The sequence below is a fragment of the Klenkia sp. PcliD-1-E genome, assembly GCF_024124375.1.
GTDB lineage: Bacteria > Actinomycetota > Actinomycetes > Mycobacteriales > Geodermatophilaceae > Klenkia.
Window position 1 is genome coordinate 1 of record NZ_JAMXRZ010000072.1, and the last position, 22,085, is coordinate 22,085.

A 22,085-nucleotide genomic window follows, 5' to 3' on the forward strand; every position below is an offset into this window, starting at 1 on the left:
GGGGCCGGGGTGGTCCGGCCCCGCGCCGACCACCCACCCGGGGCCGCCGACCCGGCGCCGGTGGCTGCCCTGGGTGGCGGCCGGCGCGGCCGCAGTCGTGGTGGCCGCCGTCGTGCTTGTGGTCGTGCTCACCCGGGGCGGGAGCACCGACGACACCACGTCGCCCACCACCTCGGCGGCACCCACCACCTCCGCCGAGGAGGAGGCGCTGCGCGGTCGGCTCCCCGCCGTCCTCACCGGGTGCGACTCGGCGGCGCCCGACGGGATCGGCGAGACCGCACGGGTGGAGTGCGGGGCGGACCAGCCGGGGCCCACGTCGGTGCGGGTGTCGTCCTACGCGGCCGCCGACGACGCCGACACCGCCTTCCTCGGGCTGGTGGACCGGGGTGACCTGCCGCCGCTGCCGGCCCGCGACACCTGCCCGACGTCGACCGGCTACTACTACTGGCGCGACGCCGACCAGCAGACCGCGGGCCGGGTGGGCTGCATGACGACCACCCGCGGGGACGCGGTGCTGTTCTGGAGCTCCAGCGCCCGGCAGCTGCTCGTCGTCGCCACCTCGACCGGCGCCGGCGCCGACGGGCTGGCCGCGCTCACCGACTGGTGGACTGCGAACAGGGACACCTTCGGCTGAGGCTGAGGTTGAGGCCCAGGGATCAGGCCTTGCCGAACCGGCGCTGCCGCGAGGCGTACTCCTCGCACGCTGCCCACAGGTGACGCCGGTCGAAGTCCGGCCACAGCACGTCCTGGAAGACCAGCTCGGCGTAGGCGGACTGCCAGAGGAGGAAGTTCGAGGTGCGGTTCTCCCCGGAGCTGCGCAGGAACAGGTCGACGTCGGGCATGTCGGGCTCGTCGAGGAACCGCTGCACGGTCTTCTCGCTGATCCGCTCGGGGTCCAGCCGGCCGGCGGCGACCTCGCGGCCGATGGCCCGCGCGGCGTCGGCGATCTCGGCCCGGCCGCCGTAGTTCACGCACATGGTCAAGGTGAGGACGTCGTTGTCGCGGGTGAGCTCCTCGGCGACCTCGAGCTCCTTGATCACCGAGCCCCACAGCTTGGGCCGGCGCCCCGCCCAACGGACCCGCACCCCCAGCTCGTGCATCTCGTCCCGGCGCCGGCGGATGACGTCGCGGTTGAAGCCCATGAGGAAGCGCACCTCCTCGGGGCTGCGCTTCCAGTTCTCGGTGGAGAAGGCGTAGGCGCTGATCGCGCCGATGCCGAGCTCGATGGCGCCCTCGACGCAGTCGAACAGCGAGGACTCCCCCGCCTCGTGCCCCTTCGTGCGGGGCAGACCGCGTTCCTTGGCCCACCGGCCGTTGCCGTCCATGACGACGGCGACGTGGTGGGGCACCTTGTCCCGCGGGATGTCCGGGGGCCGGGCACCGGAGGGGTGCGGGGTCGGCCGGCGGACGGCGCGCGTCACGACCGGTCCACCAGGCTCAGCGAGCGCAGCCCGCGCTCCAGGTGCCACTGCAGCAGCGCGGCCACCAGCCCGCTCCCCTCGCGTCGGTTGATGCCCTGGCTGGCCTCGGCCGTCGCCCAGTCACCGGTGAGCAGCGCGTCCAGCAGCTCGACGGTGACCGGGCTGGGCATCGCCGACCCGGTGGGCCGGCAGGCCGGGCACACCATGCCACCCCCGGGGACGGAGAAGTGCCGGTGCGGGCCGGGCTCGGCGCAGCGTGCGCAGTCGCTGAGCGCCGGCTCCCAGCCGGCCACCGACATCGCGCGGAGCAGGAAGGCGTCCAGCACCAGGCCCGGCGGGTGGGCCTGCTCGGCCAGGGACCGCAGCGCCCCGATGACCAGCAGGAACATCCGCAGCGAGGGTTCCTTCTCCTCGGCGGTGAGCCGGTCGGCGGTCTCCAGCACGGCGGTGCCGGCGGTGTAGGCGCGGTAGTCGGCCACGATCGCCGGGCCGTAGGAGTGCAGCGACTCGGCCTGGCTGACGATGTCGAGGTTGCGGCCGGTGTAGAGCTGCAGGTCGACGTGGCTGAAGGGCTCCAGCCGCGCGCCGAACTTGCTCTTGGTGCGGCGCACGCCCTTGGCCACCGCGCGCACCTTGCCGGTGCGGCGGGTGAGCACGGTGACGATGCGGTCGGCCTCGCCGAGCTTCTGCACCCGCAGCACGACGCCTTCGTCGCGGTAGAGGGCCTTCGGGGTGGTGCTCAATAGCCCAGCCGTTGCAGCTTCTTGGGGTCGTCCTGCCACTCCCCGAGCACGGTGACGTGCAGCGCGAGGTGCACCCGGCCGCCGAGCAGGTGCTCCAGCCCGACCCGGGCCTCGCTGCCGATCGCCTTGATGGTGGCCCCGCCCTTGCCCAGCAGCATCGGCTTCTGGCTGGGCCGCTCGCAGTGCAGCAGCACGTGCAGCTCGGTGAAGACCGCGTCGGGGTCGCGCGGGTCGGGCTTGCGGATGATCTCCTCGACGCTGACGGCGAGGGAGTGCGGGACCTCCTGGCGGACCTTCTCCAGGGCCGCCTCGCGGACCAGCTCGGCGATCTGCCGCTCCAGGTCGTCGTCGGTGAGCTGGTCGTCGGGGTAGAGCGGCGGCCCCTCGGGCAGCATGCCGACCAGCAGGTCGGCGAGCAGGTCGACCTGGTCGTCGGCCACGGCGCTCACCGGGACCACCTCGCGGGCCTCGACCAGCCCCGATGCGGCCACGAGCTGCTCGGTGATCTGCTTCTTCGACGCCGCGTCGGTCTTGGTCACGACGACGACGACCGGGGTGCTGACGTTCGCCAGCTGCCGGGCGATGAAGGCGTCGCCGGCGCCGACGGGCTGGTCGGCCGGGATGCAGAAGACGATGGCGTCGACCTCGGTGAGGGTGTCGCGGACGACGTCGTTCAGGCGCTGGCCGAGCAGGCTCTTGGGCTTGTGCAGGCCGGGGGTGTCGACGAGGACCAGCTGGCCCTCGGGCCGGTGCACCACGCCGCGGATGGCGTGCCGGGTGGTCTGCGGCCGGTTGCTGACGATGCCGACCTTGTCCCCGACCAGACGGTTGGTCAGCGTGGTCTTGCCGGCGTTGGGGCGACCGACCAGCGCGACGAAGCCGCTGCGGTACGGCACCTCCGGGTTGCTCACACCGACCAGTCTCCCACCGGGGTCCGACAACGCTTGCGAGGATGGACCGCATGGCCCGACGCACGCGACGCCCGAACGACGAGCCGCCCGCGGTCCGCGCCGCCCGCGACCGGGAGCGGCACGTCAGCCAGGTCACCAGCTACGGATTCTTCGCCCGGCGCGGGCCGAAGCGGTCGGTCACCGTCACCCCGGCGCCGCTGCGCTACTGGCAGTACGTGCTGGTCTCCCCCGGCGTCGCGCTGGCCACGGTGGCCGCGGTCGTCGTCTGGCTGGTGGCGCTGGGCCTGATCAGCGGGTGGGCCGCCGCCCGGTCGGAGGCGCCGCTGGCCGTCGTCCTGGGGCTGCTGGTGCTGGTGCTGGCCACCAGCCGGCTGACCGTCTCGGACTTCGCCGTCTCCACCGACATCGCCGGGGTCCGGCAGACCTCGTCCTTCGGCATCGTGCCGCTGGTGCTGGTCGAGGACGTCGTGCTGGCGCCCGCCCCGGCGGACTGGCCCCGGGCGAAGCGGCGCGGGGGCTGGTGGCCGGGGCGGCGGCGGGTCGTCGTCCGGCACCTGGCCGCCGACGGCGAGCGCGACCGCGCCTTCTCGATCTGGGTCCGCGACCCTCAGGCGTTCGCCGACGCGCTGGACCGCCCGCTGGCGTGAGGCCCGCCCACTGCCACGGGCTGGGTCAACCCCCGCGGACGCCCGTCCGGCCGTGCTGTGGCGCGGAGGAAGGGGCGCCGCGGTGGGTCGACCCGCCCGGCCGCCGGGCTCAGACGGTCGCGACGAGGGTGCCGTCGGGGGCGGCGAGGTGCACCGGTGCGCCCGCGGTGAGGTCGTGCACGGCGGCCAGCCCGGCCGCCTCGACCTCGCTGGCGGCCGAGACCACGGCAGCGGCCTCCAGGCCCTGGACGCCCGAGGACACCGCGGCGGCGACGGCGGCCTGCAGCGCCGACAGCCGCAACGAGGGCAGCGCGACGGTGGCCGCCAGGTAGGTGCGACCGTCGGTGTCGCGGACCGCGGCGCCCTCGGGCGCACCGGTGCGGCCGCGGGCGGAGCGGGCGAGGGTCATGAGCTTGGCGTCCTCGGCGTCGAGCTGGGTCACGGGGACACCCTCTCAGCACCCTCGCCGGCCTCGGCCTCCAGGGCTGCTGCCTCTTTCTTCTCCCGCTTGCGCCGCCGCCGCTCGGCCCGCTCGTCGTCCTCGGGCTCCTCGGCGTCCTCGGCCCCGGGCTCGGCGACCTCGGGCTCCTCGACCCGCCGGACGAGCATGGTGTCGATCTGGTTGCGCCGCCCGCCCGTGGACTCGGCCAGCAGGTGCAGCTCGCCGACCACGGTCTCCGAGCCCTCGATGGGCACCCGGCCGATGGCCCGGGCGAGCAGGCCGCCCACGGTCTCGACGTCGTCGTCCTCGGGCAGCTCCACCCGGAACAGGTCGGCGAGGTCCTCGACCGGCAGCCGGGCGGTGACCCGGTAGGAGCCGTCGGGCAGCTCCTCGACCGGGGGGCGGTGCACGGCGTCGTGCTCGTCGTCGATCTCGCCGACGATCTCCTCGAGGATGTCCTCGATGGTCAGCAGGCCGGCGAAGCCGCCGTACTCGTCGACCACCACGGCCATGTGGATGCGCCGGGCCTGCATGTCGCGCAGCAGCACGTCCACCGGCTTGGACTCCGGCACGAACGAGGCCGGGCGCATGATCTCCTCGACCCGGATGCGACTGGTGTCCTGGTCGCCCTGGGTGCGCCGGACCAGGTCCTTGAGGTAGACCACGCCGACGATGTCGTCGACGTTCTCCCCGATCACCGGGATGCGGCTGAACCCGCTGCGCAGCGCCAGCGCCAGCGCCTGGCGGAGGTTCTTCGAGCTCTCCACGAACACGACGTCGGGGCGGGGCACCATGACCTCTCGGGCGATGGTGTCGCCGAGGGAGAACACCGACTGGATCATGTTGCGCTCGCCGGCCTCGACCACGCCGCGCTCCTCGGCGATGTCGACCAGCTCCCGCAGCTCGACCTCCGTGGAGAACGGGCCGTCGCGGAAACCACGGCCCGGGGTGACCGCGTTGCCCAGCAGGATCAGCAGCGTGGACACCGGGCCGAGCAGCCGGCCCAGCAGCCGGGTCGGGCCGGCCGCGGCCAGCGCGATCGAGTAGGCGTGCTGGCGGCCCAGGGTGCGCGGGCCGACGCCGACCAGCACGTAGCTGACCACCGTCATCACCGCCGCCGCAGTGACCACGCCGGCGGCCACGCCGTCGAACTGCACGAAGAGGACGACGGCGACGAGCACCGCGGCGGTCGTCTCGCAGACGATGCGGAGCAGGAGCAGCAGCGCCACGTGCCGCGCCCGGTCCTCCACGACGGCCAGCAGCGCCTCGGCCCGGCGGACCCCGTCGCGCCGCAGCGTCTCCACGCGGGCGCGGGAGATGCCCTGCAGGGCGGCGTCGACCGCGGCGAAGACGCCGGCGAGGGGGACGAGCAGGACGGCGATCACCAGCAGGGTGATCGCGGTGGAGCTCATCGCGGCGCGGTCTCCTCACCGGTGACCTGGTCCCGGGGCACCGAGGCGAACTTCGCGAGCAGCTCGGACTGCAGGCCGAACATCTCCTTCTCCTCGTCGGGCTCCATGTGGTCGTAGCCGAGGATGTGCAGCACGCCGTGGGTGGCCAGCAGCAGCAGCTCGTCGTCCATGGTGTGGCCGGCGGCGCGGGCCTGGCGGATGGCCACGGCCGGGCAGAGCACGACGTCGCCCAGCAGCTCGGGGCCGGTCTCGGTGGAGTCCGGGCGCCCGGTCTCCAGCTCGTCCATGGGGAAGGCGAGCACGTCGGTGGGGCCCTTCTCGCCCATCCACCGCTCGTGCAGGCTCGCCATGTGGTCGACGTCCACGCACAGCACGGACAGCTCGGCCAGCGGGCTGACGCCCATCTCGCCCAGCACGAAGCGGCAGACGCCGGTCAGCGACGTCTCGTCGACGGCGATGCCGGACTCGTTGGCGACCTCGACGGCCACGGGTCAGCTGCCCTTCTGCCGGCGCGGGCCGGAGCCGCGCACGGGGGTCTGGGGCTGGGCGGTGTCCCAGCGCTCGTAGGCGTCGACGATGTCGCCGACCAGCCGGTGCCGGACGACGTCGGAGCTGGTCAGCTGGGAGAAGTGCACGTCGTCGATGCCGGTGAGGATCTCCCGGACCACCCGCAGGCCCGACGGGGCGCCGCCGGGCAGGTCGACCTGGGTGACGTCACCGGTGACGACCATCTTGGAGCCGAAACCGAGCCGGGTGAGGAACATCTTCATCTGCTCGGCCGTGGTGTTCTGCGCCTCGTCCAGGATGACGAACGCGTCGTTGAGCGTGCGGCCGCGCATGTAGGCCAGCGGCGCGACCTCGATGGTCCCCGACTGCATGAGCCGCGGGATCGACTCCGGGTCGACCATGTCGTGCAGCGCGTCGTACAGCGGCCGCAGGTAGGGGTCGATCTTCTCGCTGAGCGTGCCGGGCAGGTAGCCCAGCCGCTCACCGGCCTCGACCGCCGGGCGGGTGAGGATGATCCGGCTGACGTTCTTGGTCTGCAGCGCCTGCACGGCCTTGGCCATCGCCAGGTAGGTCTTGCCGGTGCCGGCCGGGCCGATGCCGAAGACGACGGTGTTGGTGTCGATGGCGTCGACGTAGTGCTTCTGGTTCAGCGTCTTGGGCCGGATCGTGCGGCCCCGGCGGCTGATGATGTCCAGGCTGAGGACGTCGGCCGGCCGCTCCGTGCCCCCGGCGCGCATCATCGCCACGACCCGGCGCACGGAGTCCGGGCGCAGCGCCTGGCCGGTGCGGACCAGCGCGACCAGTTCGTCGAACACCCGCACGGCGAAGGCGGTGTCGCCGGGCTCGCCGGTCAGGGAGATCTGGTTGCCGCGGACGTGGACGTCGGCGGCGAGCTCGGACTCCACCAGGCGCAGCAGCTCGTCGCCGGTGCCCAGCAGCGCCACCATCGGGATGGACTCCGGGACGGTGATGGACGTGCGGACGGCGTCCTGGGAGAGGCCGGCGGCGCGCACCGAGGCCTCACGGGAGGAGCTGACGGGCTGCTCGGCCGGGGTGGAGCTCGGTGAGGTGTCGGGCAAGAACGCTCGACCCTGCCTTCCTGCGACGGGGGTGGGACCTCGGAGAGCCTACGCCGAGCACGTGCACCCGGCGTCCGCTTTCCCGGGTCACCGCCCCCGGTGGGTGGCCCTCCCCGGCCCGTCGGCCAGGAAGGAGGCGACCGCGCCGCGCAGGTCCTCGGTGCCGAACAGCGCGCCGGACACCGCCGGCACGGCGTCGTCGGCGGCACGCACCCCGTGCCGGACGGCGGTGGCGACCAGGGTCTTGGTGGCCGCGTGGGCGACGGTCGGGCCGGCGGCGACCTGCCGGGCCAGCCCCAGCGCGGCCTCGGCGAACCCCTCGTCGGGCAGCACCCGGTTCACCACGCCCCACTCCTGCAGCGTGGTCGCGCCGTAGCGCTCGCCGGTGAGGACCAGCTCCTTCGCGCGCGCCGAGCCGGCCCGCTCGGCCAGCCGCTGCGGCCCGCCCATCGACGGGGTCAGGCCCACCACGACCTCCACCAGGCCGAAGGACGCCCGCTCCGCCGCGACCAGCAGGTCGCAGGCCAGCGCCAGCTCGAAGGCGGCCGTCAGGGTGAGTCCGTGCGCGGCGAAGACCGTCGGCACCGGCAGGTCCTCCAGCGTCTGCACCGTGCGCAGCAGCCGCGCCCACAGCGCGCCGCCGGTGGCCTCGGCGTCCGGGCCCTCGGCGATGCGCGCGAACAGCGCGACGTCGACCCCGGCGGAGACCACCCGGCCCTCGGCCCGGACGAGCACCGCCCGGGGCCGGTCCGGCCGACCCGGGGCGGTGGCGTCGGCCAGCTCGTCGACGCACCGCTCCAGCGCGTCGAAGGTCGCGGCGTCGAACAGGTTCAGCGGCGGGTTGTCCAGCACGAGGACGGCGACGTCGCCGTCCCGCTCGACCCGGACGGTCACCCGGGTGGCCAGCCCAGGTCGCGGCCACCGAGGACGTGGCAGTGCACGTGGTGCACGGTCTGCCCGGCCTGCGGACCGGAGTTGAACACCAGCCGGTAGCCGGGTTCGGGCGCCTGCTCGGTGGCCAGCCCCTCCTGCACGGCGACGGCGTGCGCGGCGGCGACCACCTCGGCCAGCAGCTGGGGCTCGGCGCCCACGAGCAGGCCGGCGGTGGCGTGGTGGTCCTTGGGGATGACCAGCACGTGGGTGGGCGCCTGCGGGTTGATGTCCCGGAAGGCCAGGGTGAGCTCGGTCTCGTGCACGACGTCGGCGGGGATCTCCCCGGCGACCATCCGGCAGAACAGGCAGTCGGTCACGCGGCCGACCCTCTCACGCCCAGCGGGTGCGGGCCGAGATCGCGGCCAGGGCCGCGGCCCCGGCGGTCGACGTCCGCAGCACCTCCTCGCCCAGCCGCACCACCTCGGCGCCGGCCGCGCGGAAGGCGACCGCCTCCCCGTCGGTGATCCCGCCCTCGGGCCCGACCACGACGGCGATCGAGCCGGCGCCGGTGACCGGCACCGCGGAGAAGGGCCGGCGGGCCTGCTCGTGCAGCACCAGCGCCAGGTCCACGTCGGCGAGCAGGCCGCAGACCGCCCGGGTGCTCATCGGCTCGGAGACCTCGGGCAGCCGCGGACGGCGGGCCTGCTTGCTGGCCGCGCGGGCAGCCGACCGCCACTTGGCCAGGCCCTTGTCCACCCGGTCCTCGCGCCACTTCGTCACGCAGCGCGACGCCGTCCACGGCACCACCCGGTCGACACCGAGCTCGGTGGCCAGCTCCACGGCCAGCGGTCCCCGGTCGCCCTTGGGCAGCGCCTGGACGAGCACGAGCTCCGGGGACGGCGGGGGCACCTCGTGCCGGGCCAGCACCTCGACCCGCAGTCCCTCGGGGCCGGCCGCGGCGACCACGCCCTCGACCAGGGTGCCCTCGCCGTCGGCGACCCGGACCCGCTCCCCCGCACCCATCCGCAGCACGTCGACGGCGTGCCGGGCCTCGTGCCCGGTGACCAGCACCGCGCCGCCCTCGGGCAGCTCGTCGACCAGGAACAGCGGCGCCCCGTCGTGGGCGATGGTCCCGGGGTCGGTCATCGCCCGTTGAAGGCGTCGCGCACCCGGCCGAACAGGCCGTTGTGCTGCGCCCGGCTCGCCTCCGGGTGGTCCTCGCCCCGCACGGCGGCCAGCTTCCGCAGCAGCTCCTCCTGCTCGACGTCCAGCCGGGTGGGGGTCTGCACGTCGACGTGCACCATCAGGTTGCCGCGGCCGGTGGCGCGCAGCCGGGGTGCGCCGTGCGCGCGCAGCGTGAGCACCGAGCCCGACTGGGTGCCGGGCTTGATGTCCAACGGCTCGTCGCCGTCCAGCGTGCGCAGCGTCAGCGTGGTGCCCAGCGCGGCCGCGGTCATCGGCAGGGTGACCCGGCAGTGCAGGTCCTCCCCGTCGCGGGTGAACACGTCGTGCGGCCGCTCGTGGACCTCGACGTAGAGGTCACCGGCCGGTCCACCGCCGGGGCCGACCTCGCCGTGGCCCGAGAGCCGGATCCGCATGCCGTCCTCGACGCCGGCCGGGATCTTCACCGGGATGGTGCGGCGGGCCCGCACCCGGCCGTCGCCGGCGCACTGCGGGCACGGCTGCGGGATGACCTGGCCGGTGCCCGAGCAGGTGGGGCAGGGCCGCGAGGCGACGACCTGGCCGAGGAAGGAGCGCTGCACGCTCTGCACCTCGCCGCGGCCGTTGCAGGTGGTGCAGGCCGTGGGGAAGGTCCCCGGCGCGGTGCCGGCACCGGTGCACTGGTCGCAGAGCACGGCGGTGTCGACGGTGATCTCGGTGGTGGTGCCGAAGACGGTCTCGGCGAGGTCCAGGTCGACCCGGATCAGCGCGTCGCCGCCGGCGCGGGTGCGGCTGCGCGGGCCGCGCGTGGCCGTCCCGCCGCCGAAGAAGGCGTCCATGATGTCGCCCAGGCCGCCGAAGCCGGCCCCGCCGAACGGGTTCCCGCCGCCCCCGCCGGCCCCGGTGTCGAACGGGTCGCCGCCGAGGTCGACGATGCGCCGCTTGTCCGGGTCGGTCAGCGCCTCGTAGGCCCGGCTGACCTCCTGGAACTCCTCCTTGGCCGCCGGGTCGGGGTTGACGTCGGGGTGCAGGTCGCGGGCCTTGCGGCGGTACGCGCTCTTGATCTCCCGGTCGGTCGCCCCCTGGGACAGCCCGAGCACGCCGTAGTAGTCCGTTGCCACTTCTCGATCCTCAGCTCTCGGCCAGCAGCTGGCCGACGTAGCGGGCCACGGCTCGTACCGCGGCCATCGTCCCGGGGTAGTCCATCCGGGTGGGTCCGACGACGCCCAGGCCACCGAGGGCCAGGTCGGCGGTGCCCCCGGCCGACCCGTAGCCCACGGAGACCACCGAGGCGCCGGTGAAGCTCTCGTGCTCGTTCTCCTCGCCGATGCTGACCAGCACCGCGCCCGGGGCCACCTCGCCCATCAGCCGCAGCACCACGACCTGCTCCTCGAGGGCCTCCAGGAGCGGGCGCAGCGAGCCCGGGAAGTCCAGGGCGCCGCCGCGGGTGAGGTTGGCGGTCCCGCCGACGAGCAACCGGTCCTCGCCGGGCTCGACGAGGGTCTCCACCAGCGTGGCGCTGACCGCCGCGACCAGGCCCCGCAGGTGGGCCGGTGCGGTGTCCAGCAGGTCGGCGACCTTGGTGGCCGCGTCCGCGAGCTTGGCACCCACGAACGCCGCGTTGAGCAGCGTGCGCAGCTCGGCGACCGGGTCCGAGCCGGCCGGGGCACCCGTGGTCGGGGGCACCTCGACCACCCGCTGCTCGACCCGGCCGGTGTCGGTGATCAGCACCACCAGCAGCCGGGTGCTGGCCAGCTGCACGACCTCCAGGTGCCGCACCGCCGACCGGGACAGCGTGGGGTACTGGATCACCGCGACGTTGCGGGTCAGCTGGGCCAGCAGCCGCACGGTGCGGGCCAGGACGTCGTCCAGGTCCAGCGCGCCGTCCAGGAACCGCTCGATGGCCCGTCGCTCGGCCGACGACAGCGGCTTGATCGCCGAGAGCCGGTCGACGAAGAACCGGTAGCCCTTGTCGGTGGGCACCCGGCCGGCGCTGGTGTGCGGCTGGGTGATGTACCCCTCCTCCTCCAGCACGGCCATGTCGTTGCGGATGGTGGCAGGGGACACGCCCAGGTCGTAGCGGGCCGCCAGGGCCTTCGAACCGACCGGGTCGTTGGTGGAGACGTAGTCCTGGACGATCGCCCGCAGGACCTGCAACCGGCGTTCCTCGTGGGCCACCTGCCACCTCCCGTCCGCCTGCCGTCTGGCACTCCCGCTCACCGAGTGCCAACGGTCAGCATACGACCGGACGGGGTCGCCGTCGCGCACCGCGAGGGCCGTTAGGGTGGGGTCCGTCCATGTGCTCCGGGGTGCCGGGGTGCGGTCTGAGGGGAGCCGGGGCACTGATCTTCAAGGCGGTGCGCGACGGGCGTCCCTACCCTGACCACGGGTTCTCCACCCGCGACTGGGCGATGATCCCGCCCCGCCAGATCCGGCTGGACACCCTGGTCACCACCAAGCGGCAGCTCGAGCTCGACGCCCTGCTGGCCGACGACTCGACCTTCTACGGCGACCTCTTCCCGCACGCGGTGCAGTGGAAGGGCGAGCTGTTCCTCGAGGACGGCCTGCACCGGGCGCTGCGCGCGGCCCTGCAGCAGCGCAACGTCATCCACGTCCGCGTCCTGGACCTCGACTCCCTGATGCCCACCGCCTGACGGCGCGCGCGCCCGCCCTCCACCCCGGCGTGGGTCAGAGCCAGCCCTTGTCGGCGGCGACCCGGGCGGCCTCGACCCGGGTACGGGCGCCGGTCTTGCCGATGGCGTTGGACAGGTAGTTGCGCACCGTGCCCTCGGAGAGGAACAGCCGGCCGGCGATGTCGGCGACCGTGGCCCCGTCGGCGGCCGCCCGCAGCACGTCGGCCTCCCGCGCCGACAGCGGCGAGGAGCCGAGCGCGAGCGCGGCGGCGGCCAGGTCCCGGTCGATGACCCGCTCCCCCGCCACCACCGAGCGGATCGCGGCGGCGAGCTCGGCGACGGGTGAGTCCTTGACGAGGAAGCCCTGGGCGCCGACCTCCATGGCCCGGCGCAGGAACCCGGGCCGGCCGAAGGTGGTGAGGATGACCGCCTTCACCTGCGGCAGCTCCGCGGCCAGCGACCGGGCGGCCTCGATCCCGTCGCACCCGGGCATCTCGATGTCCATGACCGCGACGTCCGGGGCGTGCTCGCGGGCGGCGTCCAGCACCAGGTCGCCGCGGCCGACCTCGGCGACCACCTCGAGGTCCTCCTCCAGGTCCAGCAGCGCCCGCAGCGCCCCGCGGACCAGCTGCTGGTCCTCGGCGAGCAGCACCCGGATCACGCCACCACCCCCGTGGGCGAGACCACCGGCACCAGCGGAACGACGGCCCGCAGCTGCCACCCACCGCGGGGACCGGCGCCACCGGTGAGCTCCCCGTCGACGGCGGTCACCCGCTCGCGCAGCCCGGTGAGCCCGGAGCCGGGTGCGGTGGCGTCGGAGGGTCCGCACCCGTCGTCGGTGACGACCAGGGTCGCCGAGACCCCGTCGTCGGCGAGCTCCGCGGTCACCGCGGAGGCGCCGCTGTGCCGCAGCACGTTGGTCGTGGCCTCCCGCACCACCCAGCCCAGGGCGGCGTCCACGGTGCCCGGCAGCACGGGCACCCGGTCGGGACCGCGGAAGGCGATGCCGGCGCCGGTGAGCGCGGCGCGGGCCTCGGCGAGGGCCTGGGCGCAGCTGACCTGCCGGTAGCCGCTGACCGCCTCCCGCACCTCGGCCAGCGCGCGGCGGGCCGCGGACTCCACGTCGGCCATCTCGGCGGCCGCGCGGGCGCCGTCCACCGGGGCGAGCCGGCGGGCCAGCTCGCTCTTGAGCGCGATGAGCGACAGCGAGTGCCCGAGCAGGTCGTGCAGGTCGCGGGCGAAGCGCATCCGTTCCTCGGCGACCGCGTTGCGGGCCAGCTCCTCGCGGGCGGCGGTGAGCTCGGCGTTGACGGTGATGAGGTGCCGGGTCCCCCACAGCGTGGCGGCGGTGAGCGGGCACAGCACCGGCAGGAACAGCGACGTCCAGTCCTGGTAGCCGACGATGACCACCGCGCAGGCCACCGTGGCCGAGCCGGCGGCCGGCCAGACCCAGCGCCGCGGCAGGGTGGCCGCCGAGGCGGCCGACACGTAGATCCACAGCCCGGCGTAGCTGGTGCCCAGTGCCGCGGACAGCCCGAGCGCCAGCAGGACCACGCCCACGAAGTCGGGCCGGACGGCGCGCGGCTCGGAGAACCGGCTGAGCACGCTCAGGTAGAGCGCGGTGAAGGCCACCAGCAGGGCCCCGATGACCAGCCGCGCCCCGGCCGGGCGGGGGGTGAGCACCAGGTCCAGCGTCGGGAAGACCTGGAACACCAGCCACGGCACCGACCAGGCCAGTCGTCGCCACAGCGGCGGACGGGTCTGCGGGACGGTCTCCACGGGGTCAGTCTCCCGCTCAGCCGGCGACGGCGTGCAGCGGGCGCCGGGCACCGACCCCGACGGCGGCGAGGGCGAACAACAGGGCGAACCCCGCGAGCACCACCGCCGGCAGGACGGACGCCCCGCCGCCGACGACGTCGCGGCCCAGCTCGCCGTACCAGTAGGACGGCGTCACCCGGGCCACCGCCTGCAGGCCGTCGGGGAAGATCGAGACCGGGATCCACAGGCCGCCGAGCGCGGCCAGCACCACGGACAGGATGCCGATGGCGGCGCCGGCGGCCTTCTCCTCGAGCGCCAGGCCGAGCAGCATGCCGAGCGCGACGAAGGCCCCCGACCCCAGCCAGAGCGCGCCGAGCAGCACCGCCCAGGTGCCCACGCCCAGGTCGACGCCGTTGACGAACCGCCCGACCAGGGCCACCACGACCAGGCTGGGCAGCACCAGGAGCATGCCGACCGCGGTGTCCACGGCCACCACCTCCCGACCGCTCACCGGGAGCACGCGCAGTTGCCGGAGCCAGCCCGAGGCCCGGTCGAAGGACAGCCGGATGGTGGCACCCAGCGCCGCCCCGAGCCCGCCGTAGCACATCATCGAGACCATGTAGTCCCGCGCGTAGTCCTGGTACTCGCCCGCGCTGGCCGCCTGCCCGCCGAAGACCTTCGTGAAGAAGACCGTGAACAGCGCGGGCAGCAGCACGGTGAAGAACAGGTACTGCCAGGACCGGGTGACCCGGCGGAGCTGGAAGAGGAAGAGGGCGGTCATCGGGGGCCTCCGGTGAGGGTGAGGAACGCCTGCTCGAGGCTGGCGCCGGCCACCTCGAGGTCGGGCAGGCGATCGCGGGTGGTGAGCAGGGCGCGCAGGGTGGCCTCCGCGTCGGTGGTGGCCAGCTCCACCAGGTCGCCGGTGCCACCGACGGCGGTGACGCCGGGCAGGTCGGCCAGGCCCGTGCGGTCGGGGCAGGCGAACCGGACGGTGCGCCCGGCGATGCGGGACTTGATCGCCGCGGAGCTGCCGTCGGCGACCACCCGGCCGCCGTCCACCACGACGACCCGGTCGGCGACGGCGTCGGCCTCGGCGAGGTGGTGGGTGGCGAACACGACGGTGTGGCCGCGGTCGGCGAGGTCGCGCATCGTCGTCCAGAACGCCTGCCGGCCCTCGACGTCCATGGCGCTGGTGGGCTCGTCCAGGACCAGCAGCGGCGGGGTGCCGGCCAGGGCCAGGGCGAGCAGCACCCGCTGCCGCTGACCGCCCGAGAGCTGCTCGCAGCGCCGCTCGGCCAGGCCGTCGATGCCGGTGGTTGCCACCAGGTCGGCCATCGGCCACGGGTCGGCGTAGCGGCCGGCCACCAGCGCCAGCACCTCCCCGACGCGCGACTCGCTCGGCAGTCCGCCGTGCTGCAGCATCGCCCCGACCCCGCCGGACCGGACGGCGGCCAGCGGGCTGCGGCCGAGCACCTCGACGGTCCCGGCGGCGGGCCGGAAGAGCCCGAGCGCGGCGTTGACGGTGGAGGACTTGCCGGCGCCGTTGGTGCCGAGCAGGGCGACGGTCTCGCCGCGGCGGATGGTCAGGTCCAGGTCGTGGACGGCGGTGGTGCCGCCGTAGCGGACGGTCAGCCCGCGGATGTCCAGTGCCGGTGTCATGCGTCCACCCTGGTCAGCGCGGCGCCGGCGCTGTAGTGCGAAGCGTCGTCCACAGTGCCTGACGGATGTCAGACCGCGCGGACCTACCCTCGCGGTGTGAGTGCGCAGACCCTGGAGGTGCTGAGCCGGGTCTTCGGCTACGACGCCTTCCGCGGCCCGCAGCAGCAGGTCGTCGACCACGTGGTGGCCGGTGGCGACGCGCTCGTGCTCATGCCGACCGGGGGCGGGAAGTCGCTGTGCTACCAGGTGCCGGCGTTGCTGCGCGAGGGCGTCGGCGTCGTCGTGTCCCCGTTGATCGCGCTCATGCAGGACCAGGTCGACGCGCTGACCGCGCTCGGCGTCCGGGCCGGGTTCCTCAACTCCAGCCAGGACCCCGACGAGCGGCGCCTGGTCGAGCAGGCCTTCCTCACCGGCGAGCTGGACCTGCTCTACGTCGCCCCGGAGTCCCTGGGCGGCGGCGACTCGCGCACGACCCGGCTGCTGGAGCGGGGCCGGATCGCGCTGTTCGCGATCGACGAGGCGCACTGCGTGGCGCAGTGGGGCCACGACTTCCGGCCCGACTACCTCGCGCTGTCGATGCTGCACGAGCGGTGGCCCGACGTCCCCCGCATCGCGCTGACCGCGACGGCCACCCCGGCCACGCACACCGAGATCAGCACCCGGCTGCAGCTGGACGACGCGCTGCACGTCGTCGCCGGGTTCGACCGGCCCAACATCTCCTACCGCATCGTGCCCAAGGCCGAGCCGCGCAAGCAGCTGCTGGAGCTGCTGCGCACCGAGCACCCCGGCGACGCCGGCATCGTCTACTGCCTGTCCCGCGCCTCGGTCGAGACGACGGCGGAGTTCCTGGTCGCCCAGGGCATCCCCGCGCTGCCCTACCACGCAGGCCTGGACGCCTCGACCCGCGCGCGGCACCAGTCCCGGTTCCTGCGCGAGGACGGGCTGGTGATGGTGGCGACCATCGCCTTCGGCATGGGCATCGACAAACCCGACGTCCGGTTCGTGGCGCACCTGGACCTGCCCAAGTCCGTCGAGGGCTACTACCAGGAGACCGGCCGGGCCGGCCGTGACGGGCTGCCCTCGACCGCGTGGCTGACCTACGGCCTGGCCGACGTCGTGCAGCAGCGCAAGATGATCGACGGCTCGGACGGCGACGCCGCGCACCGCCGGCAGCTGACCCGTCAGCTGGACGCGATGCTGGCCCTCTGCGAGACGGTGGAGTGCCGCCGGGTGCGGCTGCTGGCCCACTTCGGGCAGGAGAGCGGCCCCTGCGGCAACTGCGACACCTGCCTGGTGCCCGCGGAGACCTGGGACGCCACCATCCCGGCGCAGATGCTGCTGTCCACGGTGCTGCGGCTGCAGCGCGAGCGCGGGCAGTCCTTCGGCGCCGGCCAGTCGATCGACATCCTGCTCGGCAAGCGCACCCAGAAGGTGGCCCAGCACCGGCACGACGAGCTGACCACCTTCGGCATCGGCACCGACCTGACCGAGGTGCAGTGGCGCGGCGTCGTCCGGCAGCTGCTGGCCCAGGGGCTGCTCGCCGTCCAGGGCGAGTACGGGGTGCTGACGCTCAGCGAGGGCAGCGGGCCGGTGCTGCGCCGCGAGCGCAGCGTGCCGATGCGCCGCGAGCCCGACCGGGTGGCCCGCGGGCGCACCGGCAAGGCCGCGAAGGCCGCCGTCGACCTGCCCGCGGAGGCGGCCCCGGCGTTCGAGCGGCTGCGGGCCTGGCGGGCCGCGACCGCGAAGGAGCAGGGCGTGCCGGCCTACGTCGTCTTCCACGACGCCACGCTGCGCCAGATCGCCACCGAGGAGCCGGCCGACGTCGCGGCGCTCGGGTCCATCAGCGGGGTGGGCGCGGCCAAGCTGGAGCGCTACGGGCCAGGCGTGCTGGCGGCGCTGCACGCCTGAGCCCTCACTCGGCGTGGATCAGCTCCGACGGGCAGCGTGCATCCTCCTGCACCGACGTCCGTGCAGGAGGATGCACGGTCGTCGTCCCAGCTGATCAGTGCCGAGTCGCGGATGCCGCGGCGGCTGCCCCGTGCGGGACCGGGCAGCCGCCCGGGAAGGTGCCGAGGGCGCTGATGTCGTAGCCGTCGGGGTAGCTGCGGATGGTCGGCAGCTGCCGGGCGAAGAACGGCTCGCCGCGTGGTGCGGCGAACCGCAGCGCCCGGCCCCGCGCACGCAGCCCGGCCCGGGTGGCGGCGGCCAGGACGGGGTTCGGCCTCGGGTAGCGGAAGGCGTCGAGCAGGGCGTCGTCCATGAGCGCGGACGACGTCTGCCGGACCACCGCGGCCGGCAACCTGTCGTGCGGCGGGAAGGTGCCCAGCAGCGCCAGGGTGGCGTCGGCGACGGCGCGCCCGCCCTCGCTGTAGGCGAAGTGCTCGGCCTCGTAGGCGTCGTGCACCCGGGCGAACTCCTGCCAGGTGCTCGGGATGTCGGGAATCCCCATGCGCCTGCCCAGCGCGCGGTAGTACTCGGCGCTGGCGATCTTCTCGGTGCCGCTCATCGACCGCCAGCCGTAGGTGTCCAGCCAGCGGATCGGGGTGATGACGAACGTGCACAGCACGTAGCGCATGTCGTCGCCGCTGATGTCGTAGGAGCGGTGCATCTGGTTCATCCGCCGGATCGCGGCCCTGCCCGGCCCGGAATCGGGCCCGTGCTCCAGGACTGCGTCGAGGATCAACCCGGTGTCGTCGTAGCGCTTCTGCACCCGCTCGGTGAACTCGCCGGTGCGGGCCAGCAGCTCACCGATCGAGGGGACGGCGTAGGTGCGGAACAGCGCGAAGCTCAGCGCCTGGTTCATGTCCCAGGGGAACTCGACGGTGGCGGTGAGCCGGTAGATCTCCAGGTGGTCGGCCACCGGGTCCAGCGCGGTGATCCGGCTCAGCACGTCGAAGCGGCGCGGCATGGCCGCCATCGTGGACCCGCCGACGCCGCCGCGTCCACCAGCGCTCAGTCGGTGAGGTCCCGGACCAGCGCGTCGGCCAGCAGCCGGCCCGGGTCGGTCAGGACGGCGCGACCGGCGGCGTGGGCGGCGGGCTCCAGGAGGCCGCGGGCGACGGCCTCGGCGGCGCGGGCCCGGCCGGCGTCCGACAGCGCGGTCAACACCAACCCGTCGCGCAGCCGCAGACCGAGCATCACGGTCTCCAGCGCGACGTCCTCGGGGGTCAGCCGCTCCGCGCCGGCGGCCGGGTGCTCGCCCGCGGCCAGCCGGGCGGCGTAGGCGGCCGGGTGCTTGACGTTCCACCAGCGCAACCCGCCGACGTGGCTGTGCGCGCCGGGGCCGATGCCCCACCAGTGCGCGTTGGCCCAGTACAGCTCGTTGTGCCGGCAGCGGGCGCCCCCGTCGGTGGCCCAGTTGGAGACCTCGTACCACTCCATGCCCGCCCCGCGGAGCACCCGGTCGGCCTGCTCGTACCGGTCGGCCAGGACGTCGTCGTCGGGCATCGGCAGCTCGCCGCGGGCCACCCGGCGGGCCAGCTTCGTGCCCTGCTCGACGATGAGGGCGTAGGCGCTGACGTGGTCGACGGGCGCGTCGAGGACCGCCTGCAGGGAGAGGTCCCAGTCGGCGTCGGTCTCCCCCGGGGCGCCGTAGATCAGGTCCAGGTTGACGTGCTCGAACCCGGCGGCGCGGGCCTCGCGGGCGGCCGCGGCGGCCCGGCCGGGGGTGTGCCGGCGGTCGAGGACGGCGAGCACGTGCGGCGCGGCGGACTGCATGCCCAGGCTGATCCGGGTGAAGCCACCGGCCCGCAGCACCGCCAGGGACTCCGGCGTCACCGATTCCGGGTTGGCCTCGGTGGTGACCTCGACGTCGGCGGCCACCGGGAACAGCTCCCGGGCCCGCTCCAGCACGGCGACCAGGTCGGCCGCCGGCAGCAGGGTCGGGGTGCCGCCGCCGACGAAGACCGTGCTGATCTCCGGCGGTTCGGGGCCCAGCACCCGGGCGGCGAGCTCGAGCTCGGCGATCGCGGTGCCGGCGTACTCGCTGCGGTTGGCACCCGGGCCCAGCTCGTCGGAGGTGTAGGTGTTGAAGTCGCAGTAGCCGCAGCGCGTCGCGCAGAAGGGGACGTGCACGTACAGCCCGAACGGCGTCGTCGGGACGCTCGCCCGGGCGGCGTCGTCGAGCATCGACGGGTCGGCCGGCAGGGCCGGTGTCTGGCCGAGGATCGGCAGGGTGGTGGTCATCGCTGCACCCAGTGTCCACGTGACCGGCAGGATGGGGTGCGTGACCGACTCGGTGCTGCACGTCGAGGTGTCCCGCGGTGTCGCCACCCTCACCCTCGACTCCCCCGCCAACCGCAACGCGCTGTCCCGGGCGATGCGCGCCCAGCTGCGCGAGGCCCTCGCCGCGGCGCTGGCCGACGACGCCGTCCGGGTGGTGGTCCTGGACCACACCGGCCGGGTCTTCTGCTCCGGCATGGACCTCTCCGAGGCCGCCGGGGGTGCCGCCGCCGACCAGGGGGTCCACGAGTTCCCCGACCTGCTGGCCACGCTGTGGCACTCGCCCAAGCCGGTGCTGGCCGCCGTCCGGGGCCCGGCGCGGGCCGGCGGGGTCGGGCTGCTGGCCGCCTGCGACGTCGTCGTGGCCGGCGCCTCGGCCACTTTCGGGTTCGCCGAGGTGCGCATCGGCGTCGTCCCGGCGGTCATCTCCGCGGTCTGCCGGCCGAGGATGCTGGCCCACGCCGCGCACCGGCTGATGCTCACCGGGGAGGTCTTCGACGCCGCCGCTGCCCGCGACGCCGGGCTGGTCGACCTCGCGGTCGCCGACGACGAGGTGGACGCGACCGTGCAGGCCCAGGTGACCGCGCTGGCCGCCGGCGCACCGGCGGCGCTGGCCGAGACCAAGCGGCTGCTGCGGTCGGGCACCGACCTGGACTTCGCACCGCTGCTGGAGACCTCGGCCCGGTTCTTCGCCTCCGCGGAGGGCCAGGAGGGCATCGCCGCGTTCCGCGAGAAGCGACCGGCGTCCTGGGTGCCGACGGACTGACCCTTGCTCGACGGGGGCCCGCGCGGGACCCTGCAGGGCATGAAGGAGGCCGACCGCCGTCGTTTCGCTTCCTTGCCGGAGGGGCCGCGGCCCGAGGAGTGGGTCGAGACCACCGACACCTCGCAGTGGCCGGTGGACGCCGACCGGGAGCGCCGCGAGGTGCTCGGCGAGACCACCCGGGCGGTCTACCTGGGCGGCCCGCTGCCCTGACCCAGCTCGCGCACCAGGTAGCGGACGTCCTCGGCCGCGTGGTGCTCGACGCCCTCGGCGTCGGTCCAGGTGTAGTGGTCGGCGTAGGCCAGGCCGGTCTCGGCGAAGCCCAGCCGCAGGTACAGCCGGGCCGCGCCGGGGTTGTCCTGGCCCACGCCGATGCCGACCCGCGGGTGGCCGTCGGCGGCGGCGCGTGCGCACGCCGCCTCGACCAGCGCCGTGCCGTGGCCGCGGCCCTGCTCGTCGGGGTGCACCTGCAGGTTGCTGATCTCCGGCATGCTGCCCCACCGCTCCCGGACCACGGCGTCGCGGGGCTCCCGGCGCAGCATCCCGGTACCGACCACGCGCCCGCCCACCTCGGCGACCAGCACGGTGCACAGCCCGTCGGCCTGGGCGGCGAGGTGCGCCGCGTAGACGGTGGGCGGGGCGTCCATCGCCCGGGTCAGCGCCTCCGCCTCCCCCGCTCGCCCGATCCGGACGAGCGTCCTCACCCGACCGTCACCACAGCGCACCGCACCGGCGCTCCCGAGCGGCCGATGCGCGCATCGCTGGTCAGGAGGGCCGTGCGGTGCCGCTCGGCCGCCGCGACGTAGAGGCCGTCGGTGTAGCGCAACGACCCGAGCGACAGCTCGTGGGCACGTCGGACGTCGGCCCACGGGGTGGCCTCGATCGCGATGCCGTAGTCCGCCACCTCGTCGAGGGCGCGCGGTACGTCGTCGCCGGTGAAGGCGTTCGACGCGTCCGAGGCGCAGGAGCGCAGGCCTGCGAGCACCTCGACGGTCACCAGACCGGGTGCCAGCAATGGTTCGCCGGGCGGGACGCCCGCGAGCGCCCGCCGGGCCGCGTCGGACCGCTCGGCGCTACCCGCCAGCGCGTCCACCAGCACGGACGCGTCGACGATCACTGCGCGCCGGTGTCGGGCTGCCACCGGACGTCGACCGCAGACCTCATCTCGTCGAGCAGTGCCTCGTGCTGCTCCACGGACGTCGGCGCACCGGGGTGCCCAGCCAGGCGTGCCGCCGTCCGGTCCAGGGCCGCCTGCCGCCGCTGGTGCACCGCCCAGTCCTCGAGGATGCGCGACAGGCTGGCCTGCAGCGACTCGTCCCTGGCCGCCGCCGACGCACGGATCTCGCGGAGCACCTCGTCCGGGACGTTGCGGATGAGCACATCGGCCATGCACCGACGATAGCAACCGCGATAGCGACGGCGCTAGCGCAGCCGCCGGGTGGCGTCCGGCAGGCGCTCGGTGACCCCGTGGGCGTCCAGCCACTCGGCCAGCGGGACGGCGACCCGGCGCGAGGTCCCCCAGGCCTGGCGGGCCTGGCTGAGGGTGAACGGCTGCGGCAGCCCGGCCAGCGCCCGGCGGGCGCGTTCCTCCACCCCCGGCGCCAGCACGACGCCCTCGCCCACCCGGACCAGCTGCCCGTCCCGGACCGCCGCGGCGAGCTCCCGGGGCCCGAGCCCGGCAGCGGCCAGCTGCTCGGCGTCGGGTGCGGCGAACGGGTCGTCGGCCAGCCGGGCCAGCACCTGCGTCACCGCCCGCTGCACCGGCTCGGGCAGCCCGCCGTCGGCGGCGACCACCCGTCCGTCGCGCAGCGTCAGCGGCGGCCGGACGAGGCCCGCGACCAGCTCGGCGTCGGGA

The 22,085-nt window shown here is 74.8% G+C and carries 28 protein-coding genes; 6 read left to right on the plus strand and 22 right to left on the minus strand.

Annotated features, from left to right (window positions below; genetic code table 11):
* Positions 1 to 634: hypothetical protein (locus tag NH342_RS14600; RefSeq protein ID WP_253015607.1), on the plus strand; the 634-nt coding region annotated here is incomplete at its 5' end.
* Between the two features lie 22 nt (positions 635 to 656).
* Here the strand turns inward: NH342_RS14600 and NH342_RS14605 are convergent.
* The 3 genes from NH342_RS14605 to era are packed head-to-tail and all read right to left on the minus strand — an operon-like array spanning position 657 to position 3,075.
* A complete protein-coding gene (locus NH342_RS14605; RefSeq protein WP_253015608.1) occupies positions 657 to 1,421 on the minus strand; it encodes an isoprenyl transferase in 765 nt (254 codons plus the stop codon).
* Positions 1,418 to 2,164 carry a DNA repair protein RecO gene (gene recO / locus NH342_RS14610; RefSeq protein WP_091561957.1) on the minus strand — a complete coding sequence of 249 codons (747 nt, stop codon included), beginning with the start codon at positions 2,162 to 2,164 and terminating at the stop codon, positions 1,418 to 1,420. Before recO ends, NH342_RS14605 begins: the two co-directional genes overlap by 4 nt.
* Positions 2,161 to 3,075 (minus strand): GTPase Era, encoded by a 915-nt coding sequence (gene era, locus NH342_RS14615; RefSeq protein WP_253015609.1) that lies wholly within the window; start codon positions 3,073 to 3,075, stop codon positions 2,161 to 2,163. Before era ends, recO begins: the two co-directional genes overlap by 4 nt.
* A 50-nt stretch (positions 3,076 to 3,125) precedes the next feature.
* Here era and NH342_RS14620 point away from each other — a divergent pair, with 50 nt between their 5' ends.
* The gene (locus NH342_RS14620) at positions 3,126 to 3,722 is read left to right on the plus strand and encodes a hypothetical protein (RefSeq protein ID WP_253015610.1); all 597 of its coding nucleotides are present in this window, start codon (positions 3,126 to 3,128) and stop codon (positions 3,720 to 3,722) included.
* 109 nt (positions 3,723 to 3,831) lie between these two features.
* On the opposite strand, the gene NH342_RS14625 is transcribed toward NH342_RS14620, so the two are convergent.
* The 9 genes from NH342_RS14625 to hrcA all read right to left on the minus strand — a co-directional run bounded on the left by NH342_RS14625 (position 3,832) and on the right by hrcA (position 11,374).
* Complete coding sequence (locus NH342_RS14625; protein WP_253015611.1) at positions 3,832 to 4,164, minus strand: cytidine deaminase; 333 nt, start codon at positions 4,162 to 4,164, stop codon at positions 3,832 to 3,834.
* Positions 4,161 to 5,576, minus strand: a complete 1,416-nt coding sequence (locus NH342_RS14630; protein WP_253015612.1) for a hemolysin family protein — start codon at positions 5,574 to 5,576, stop codon at positions 4,161 to 4,163. The genes NH342_RS14625 and NH342_RS14630 overlap by 4 nt, the downstream gene beginning before the upstream one ends.
* A complete protein-coding gene (gene ybeY / locus NH342_RS14635; protein ID WP_253015613.1) occupies positions 5,573 to 6,064 on the minus strand; it encodes an rRNA maturation RNase YbeY in 492 nt (163 codons plus the stop codon). Before ybeY ends, NH342_RS14630 begins: the two co-directional genes overlap by 4 nt.
* A 3-nt stretch (positions 6,065 to 6,067) precedes the next feature.
* Complete coding sequence (locus NH342_RS14640) at positions 6,068 to 7,030, minus strand: PhoH family protein (RefSeq protein ID WP_253015632.1); 963 nt, start codon at positions 7,028 to 7,030, stop codon at positions 6,068 to 6,070.
* Between the two features lie 219 nt (positions 7,031 to 7,249).
* Complete coding sequence (locus tag NH342_RS14645) at positions 7,250 to 8,056, minus strand: enoyl-CoA hydratase/isomerase family protein (protein WP_253015614.1); 807 nt, start codon at positions 8,054 to 8,056, stop codon at positions 7,250 to 7,252.
* Entirely contained in the window at positions 8,053 to 8,412 is a 360-nt protein-coding gene (locus NH342_RS14650) for an HIT domain-containing protein (protein ID WP_253015615.1), read from the minus strand. Before NH342_RS14650 ends, NH342_RS14645 begins: the two co-directional genes overlap by 4 nt.
* Positions 8,413 to 8,425: 13 nt before the next feature.
* Complete coding sequence (locus NH342_RS14655; RefSeq protein ID WP_253015616.1) at positions 8,426 to 9,181, minus strand: 16S rRNA (uracil(1498)-N(3))-methyltransferase; 756 nt, start codon at positions 9,179 to 9,181, stop codon at positions 8,426 to 8,428.
* Positions 9,178 to 10,317 carry a molecular chaperone DnaJ gene (gene dnaJ, locus NH342_RS14660; protein WP_253015617.1) on the minus strand — a complete coding sequence of 380 codons (1,140 nt, stop codon included), beginning with the start codon at positions 10,315 to 10,317 and terminating at the stop codon, positions 9,178 to 9,180. Before dnaJ ends, NH342_RS14655 begins: the two co-directional genes overlap by 4 nt.
* 10 nt (positions 10,318 to 10,327) lie before the next feature.
* A complete protein-coding gene (hrcA, locus tag NH342_RS14665; RefSeq protein ID WP_253015618.1) occupies positions 10,328 to 11,374 on the minus strand; it encodes a heat-inducible transcriptional repressor HrcA in 1,047 nt (348 codons plus the stop codon).
* A gap of 164 nt (positions 11,375 to 11,538) precedes the next feature.
* On the opposite strand from hrcA, the gene NH342_RS14670 reads away from it, so the two are divergent.
* Entirely contained in the window at positions 11,539 to 11,850 is a 312-nt protein-coding gene (locus tag NH342_RS14670; RefSeq protein ID WP_091563231.1) for a type II toxin-antitoxin system VapB family antitoxin, read from the plus strand.
* A gap of 34 nt (positions 11,851 to 11,884) precedes the next feature.
* Here NH342_RS14670 and NH342_RS14675 read toward each other — a convergent pair whose 3' ends face one another.
* From NH342_RS14675 to NH342_RS14690, 4 genes are read right to left on the minus strand one after another with little or no spacing between them, the layout of a single operon-like run.
* Positions 11,885 to 12,490, minus strand: coding sequence for a response regulator transcription factor (locus tag NH342_RS14675; protein WP_253015619.1), 606 nt, complete (start codon positions 12,488 to 12,490; stop codon positions 11,885 to 11,887).
* Positions 12,487 to 13,608 (minus strand): sensor histidine kinase, encoded by a 1,122-nt coding sequence (locus NH342_RS14680; protein ID WP_253015620.1) that lies wholly within the window; start codon positions 13,606 to 13,608, stop codon positions 12,487 to 12,489. The genes NH342_RS14675 and NH342_RS14680 overlap by 4 nt, the downstream gene beginning before the upstream one ends.
* Before the next feature lie 16 nt (positions 13,609 to 13,624).
* On the minus strand, positions 13,625 to 14,368 hold the full coding sequence (locus tag NH342_RS14685) for an ABC transporter permease (RefSeq protein WP_253015621.1): 744 nt from the start codon (positions 14,366 to 14,368) through the stop codon (positions 13,625 to 13,627).
* The gene (locus NH342_RS14690) at positions 14,365 to 15,246 is read right to left on the minus strand and encodes an ABC transporter ATP-binding protein (RefSeq protein WP_253015622.1); all 882 of its coding nucleotides are present in this window, start codon (positions 15,244 to 15,246) and stop codon (positions 14,365 to 14,367) included. The genes NH342_RS14685 and NH342_RS14690 overlap by 4 nt, the downstream gene beginning before the upstream one ends.
* 96 nt (positions 15,247 to 15,342) lie before the next feature.
* On the opposite strand from NH342_RS14690, the gene recQ reads away from it, so the two are divergent.
* A complete protein-coding gene (gene recQ, locus NH342_RS14695; protein WP_308200667.1) occupies positions 15,343 to 17,154 on the plus strand; it encodes a DNA helicase RecQ in 1,812 nt (603 codons plus the stop codon).
* A gap of 94 nt (positions 17,155 to 17,248) precedes the next feature.
* On the opposite strand, the gene NH342_RS14700 is transcribed toward recQ, so the two are convergent.
* Complete coding sequence (locus NH342_RS14700) at positions 17,249 to 18,154, minus strand: oxygenase MpaB family protein (protein ID WP_253015624.1); 906 nt, start codon at positions 18,152 to 18,154, stop codon at positions 17,249 to 17,251.
* A gap of 44 nt (positions 18,155 to 18,198) precedes the next feature.
* Positions 18,199 to 19,431, minus strand: coding sequence for a radical SAM family heme chaperone HemW (hemW, locus tag NH342_RS14705; RefSeq protein ID WP_253015625.1), 1,233 nt, complete (start codon positions 19,429 to 19,431; stop codon positions 18,199 to 18,201).
* Between the two features lie 40 nt (positions 19,432 to 19,471).
* Between hemW and NH342_RS14710 the strand changes: the two genes are divergently transcribed.
* The gene (locus NH342_RS14710) at positions 19,472 to 20,233 is read left to right on the plus strand and encodes an enoyl-CoA hydratase-related protein (protein WP_253015626.1); all 762 of its coding nucleotides are present in this window, start codon (positions 19,472 to 19,474) and stop codon (positions 20,231 to 20,233) included.
* Between the two features lie 39 nt (positions 20,234 to 20,272).
* Entirely contained in the window at positions 20,273 to 20,443 is a 171-nt protein-coding gene (locus NH342_RS14715) for a hypothetical protein (RefSeq protein WP_253015627.1), read from the plus strand.
* On the opposite strand, the gene NH342_RS14720 is transcribed toward NH342_RS14715, so the two are convergent.
* The 4 genes from NH342_RS14720 to NH342_RS14735 form a co-directional block, all read right to left on the minus strand.
* Positions 20,419 to 20,934, minus strand: a complete 516-nt coding sequence (locus NH342_RS14720) for a GNAT family N-acetyltransferase (RefSeq protein WP_253015628.1) — start codon at positions 20,932 to 20,934, stop codon at positions 20,419 to 20,421. The genes NH342_RS14715 and NH342_RS14720 overlap by 25 nt on opposite strands.
* A complete protein-coding gene (locus NH342_RS14725) occupies positions 20,931 to 21,347 on the minus strand; it encodes a type II toxin-antitoxin system VapC family toxin (RefSeq protein ID WP_253015629.1) in 417 nt (138 codons plus the stop codon). Before NH342_RS14725 ends, NH342_RS14720 begins: the two co-directional genes overlap by 4 nt.
* A complete protein-coding gene (locus NH342_RS14730; RefSeq protein WP_253015630.1) occupies positions 21,344 to 21,619 on the minus strand; it encodes a hypothetical protein in 276 nt (91 codons plus the stop codon). The genes NH342_RS14725 and NH342_RS14730 overlap by 4 nt, the downstream gene beginning before the upstream one ends.
* 33 nt (positions 21,620 to 21,652) lie before the next feature.
* Positions 21,653 to 22,085, minus strand: a 433-nt coding sequence (locus tag NH342_RS14735; protein ID WP_253015631.1) for a SelB C-terminal domain-containing protein, incomplete at its 5' end; no start/stop codon positions are given.

Coding starts and splice junctions, on each gene's coding strand:
- NH342_RS14630 (WP_253015612.1), bottom strand. CDS start 5,576: ATGAGCTCCACCGCGATCACCCTGCTGGTGATCGCCGTCCTGCTCGTC.
- NH342_RS14655 (WP_253015616.1), bottom strand. CDS start 9,181: ATGACCGACCCCGGGACCATCGCCCACGACGGGGCGCCGCTGTTCCTG.
- NH342_RS14715 (WP_253015627.1), top strand. CDS start 20,273: ATGAAGGAGGCCGACCGCCGTCGTTTCGCTTCCTTGCCGGAGGGGCCG.
- hemW (WP_253015625.1), bottom strand. CDS start 19,431: ATGACCACCACCCTGCCGATCCTCGGCCAGACACCGGCCCTGCCGGCC.
- NH342_RS14640 (WP_253015632.1), bottom strand. CDS start 7,030: ATGGTGGCGCTGCTGGGCACCGGCGACGAGCTGCTGCGCCTGGTGGAG.
- NH342_RS14730 (WP_253015630.1), bottom strand. CDS start 21,619: ATGGCCGATGTGCTCATCCGCAACGTCCCGGACGAGGTGCTCCGCGAG.
- NH342_RS14690 (WP_253015622.1), bottom strand. CDS start 15,246: ATGACACCGGCACTGGACATCCGCGGGCTGACCGTCCGCTACGGCGGC.
- NH342_RS14685 (WP_253015621.1), bottom strand. CDS start 14,368: ATGACCGCCCTCTTCCTCTTCCAGCTCCGCCGGGTCACCCGGTCCTGG.
- NH342_RS14700 (WP_253015624.1), bottom strand. CDS start 18,154: ATGCCGCGCCGCTTCGACGTGCTGAGCCGGATCACCGCGCTGGACCCG.
- NH342_RS14620 (WP_253015610.1), top strand. CDS start 3,126: ATGGCCCGACGCACGCGACGCCCGAACGACGAGCCGCCCGCGGTCCGC.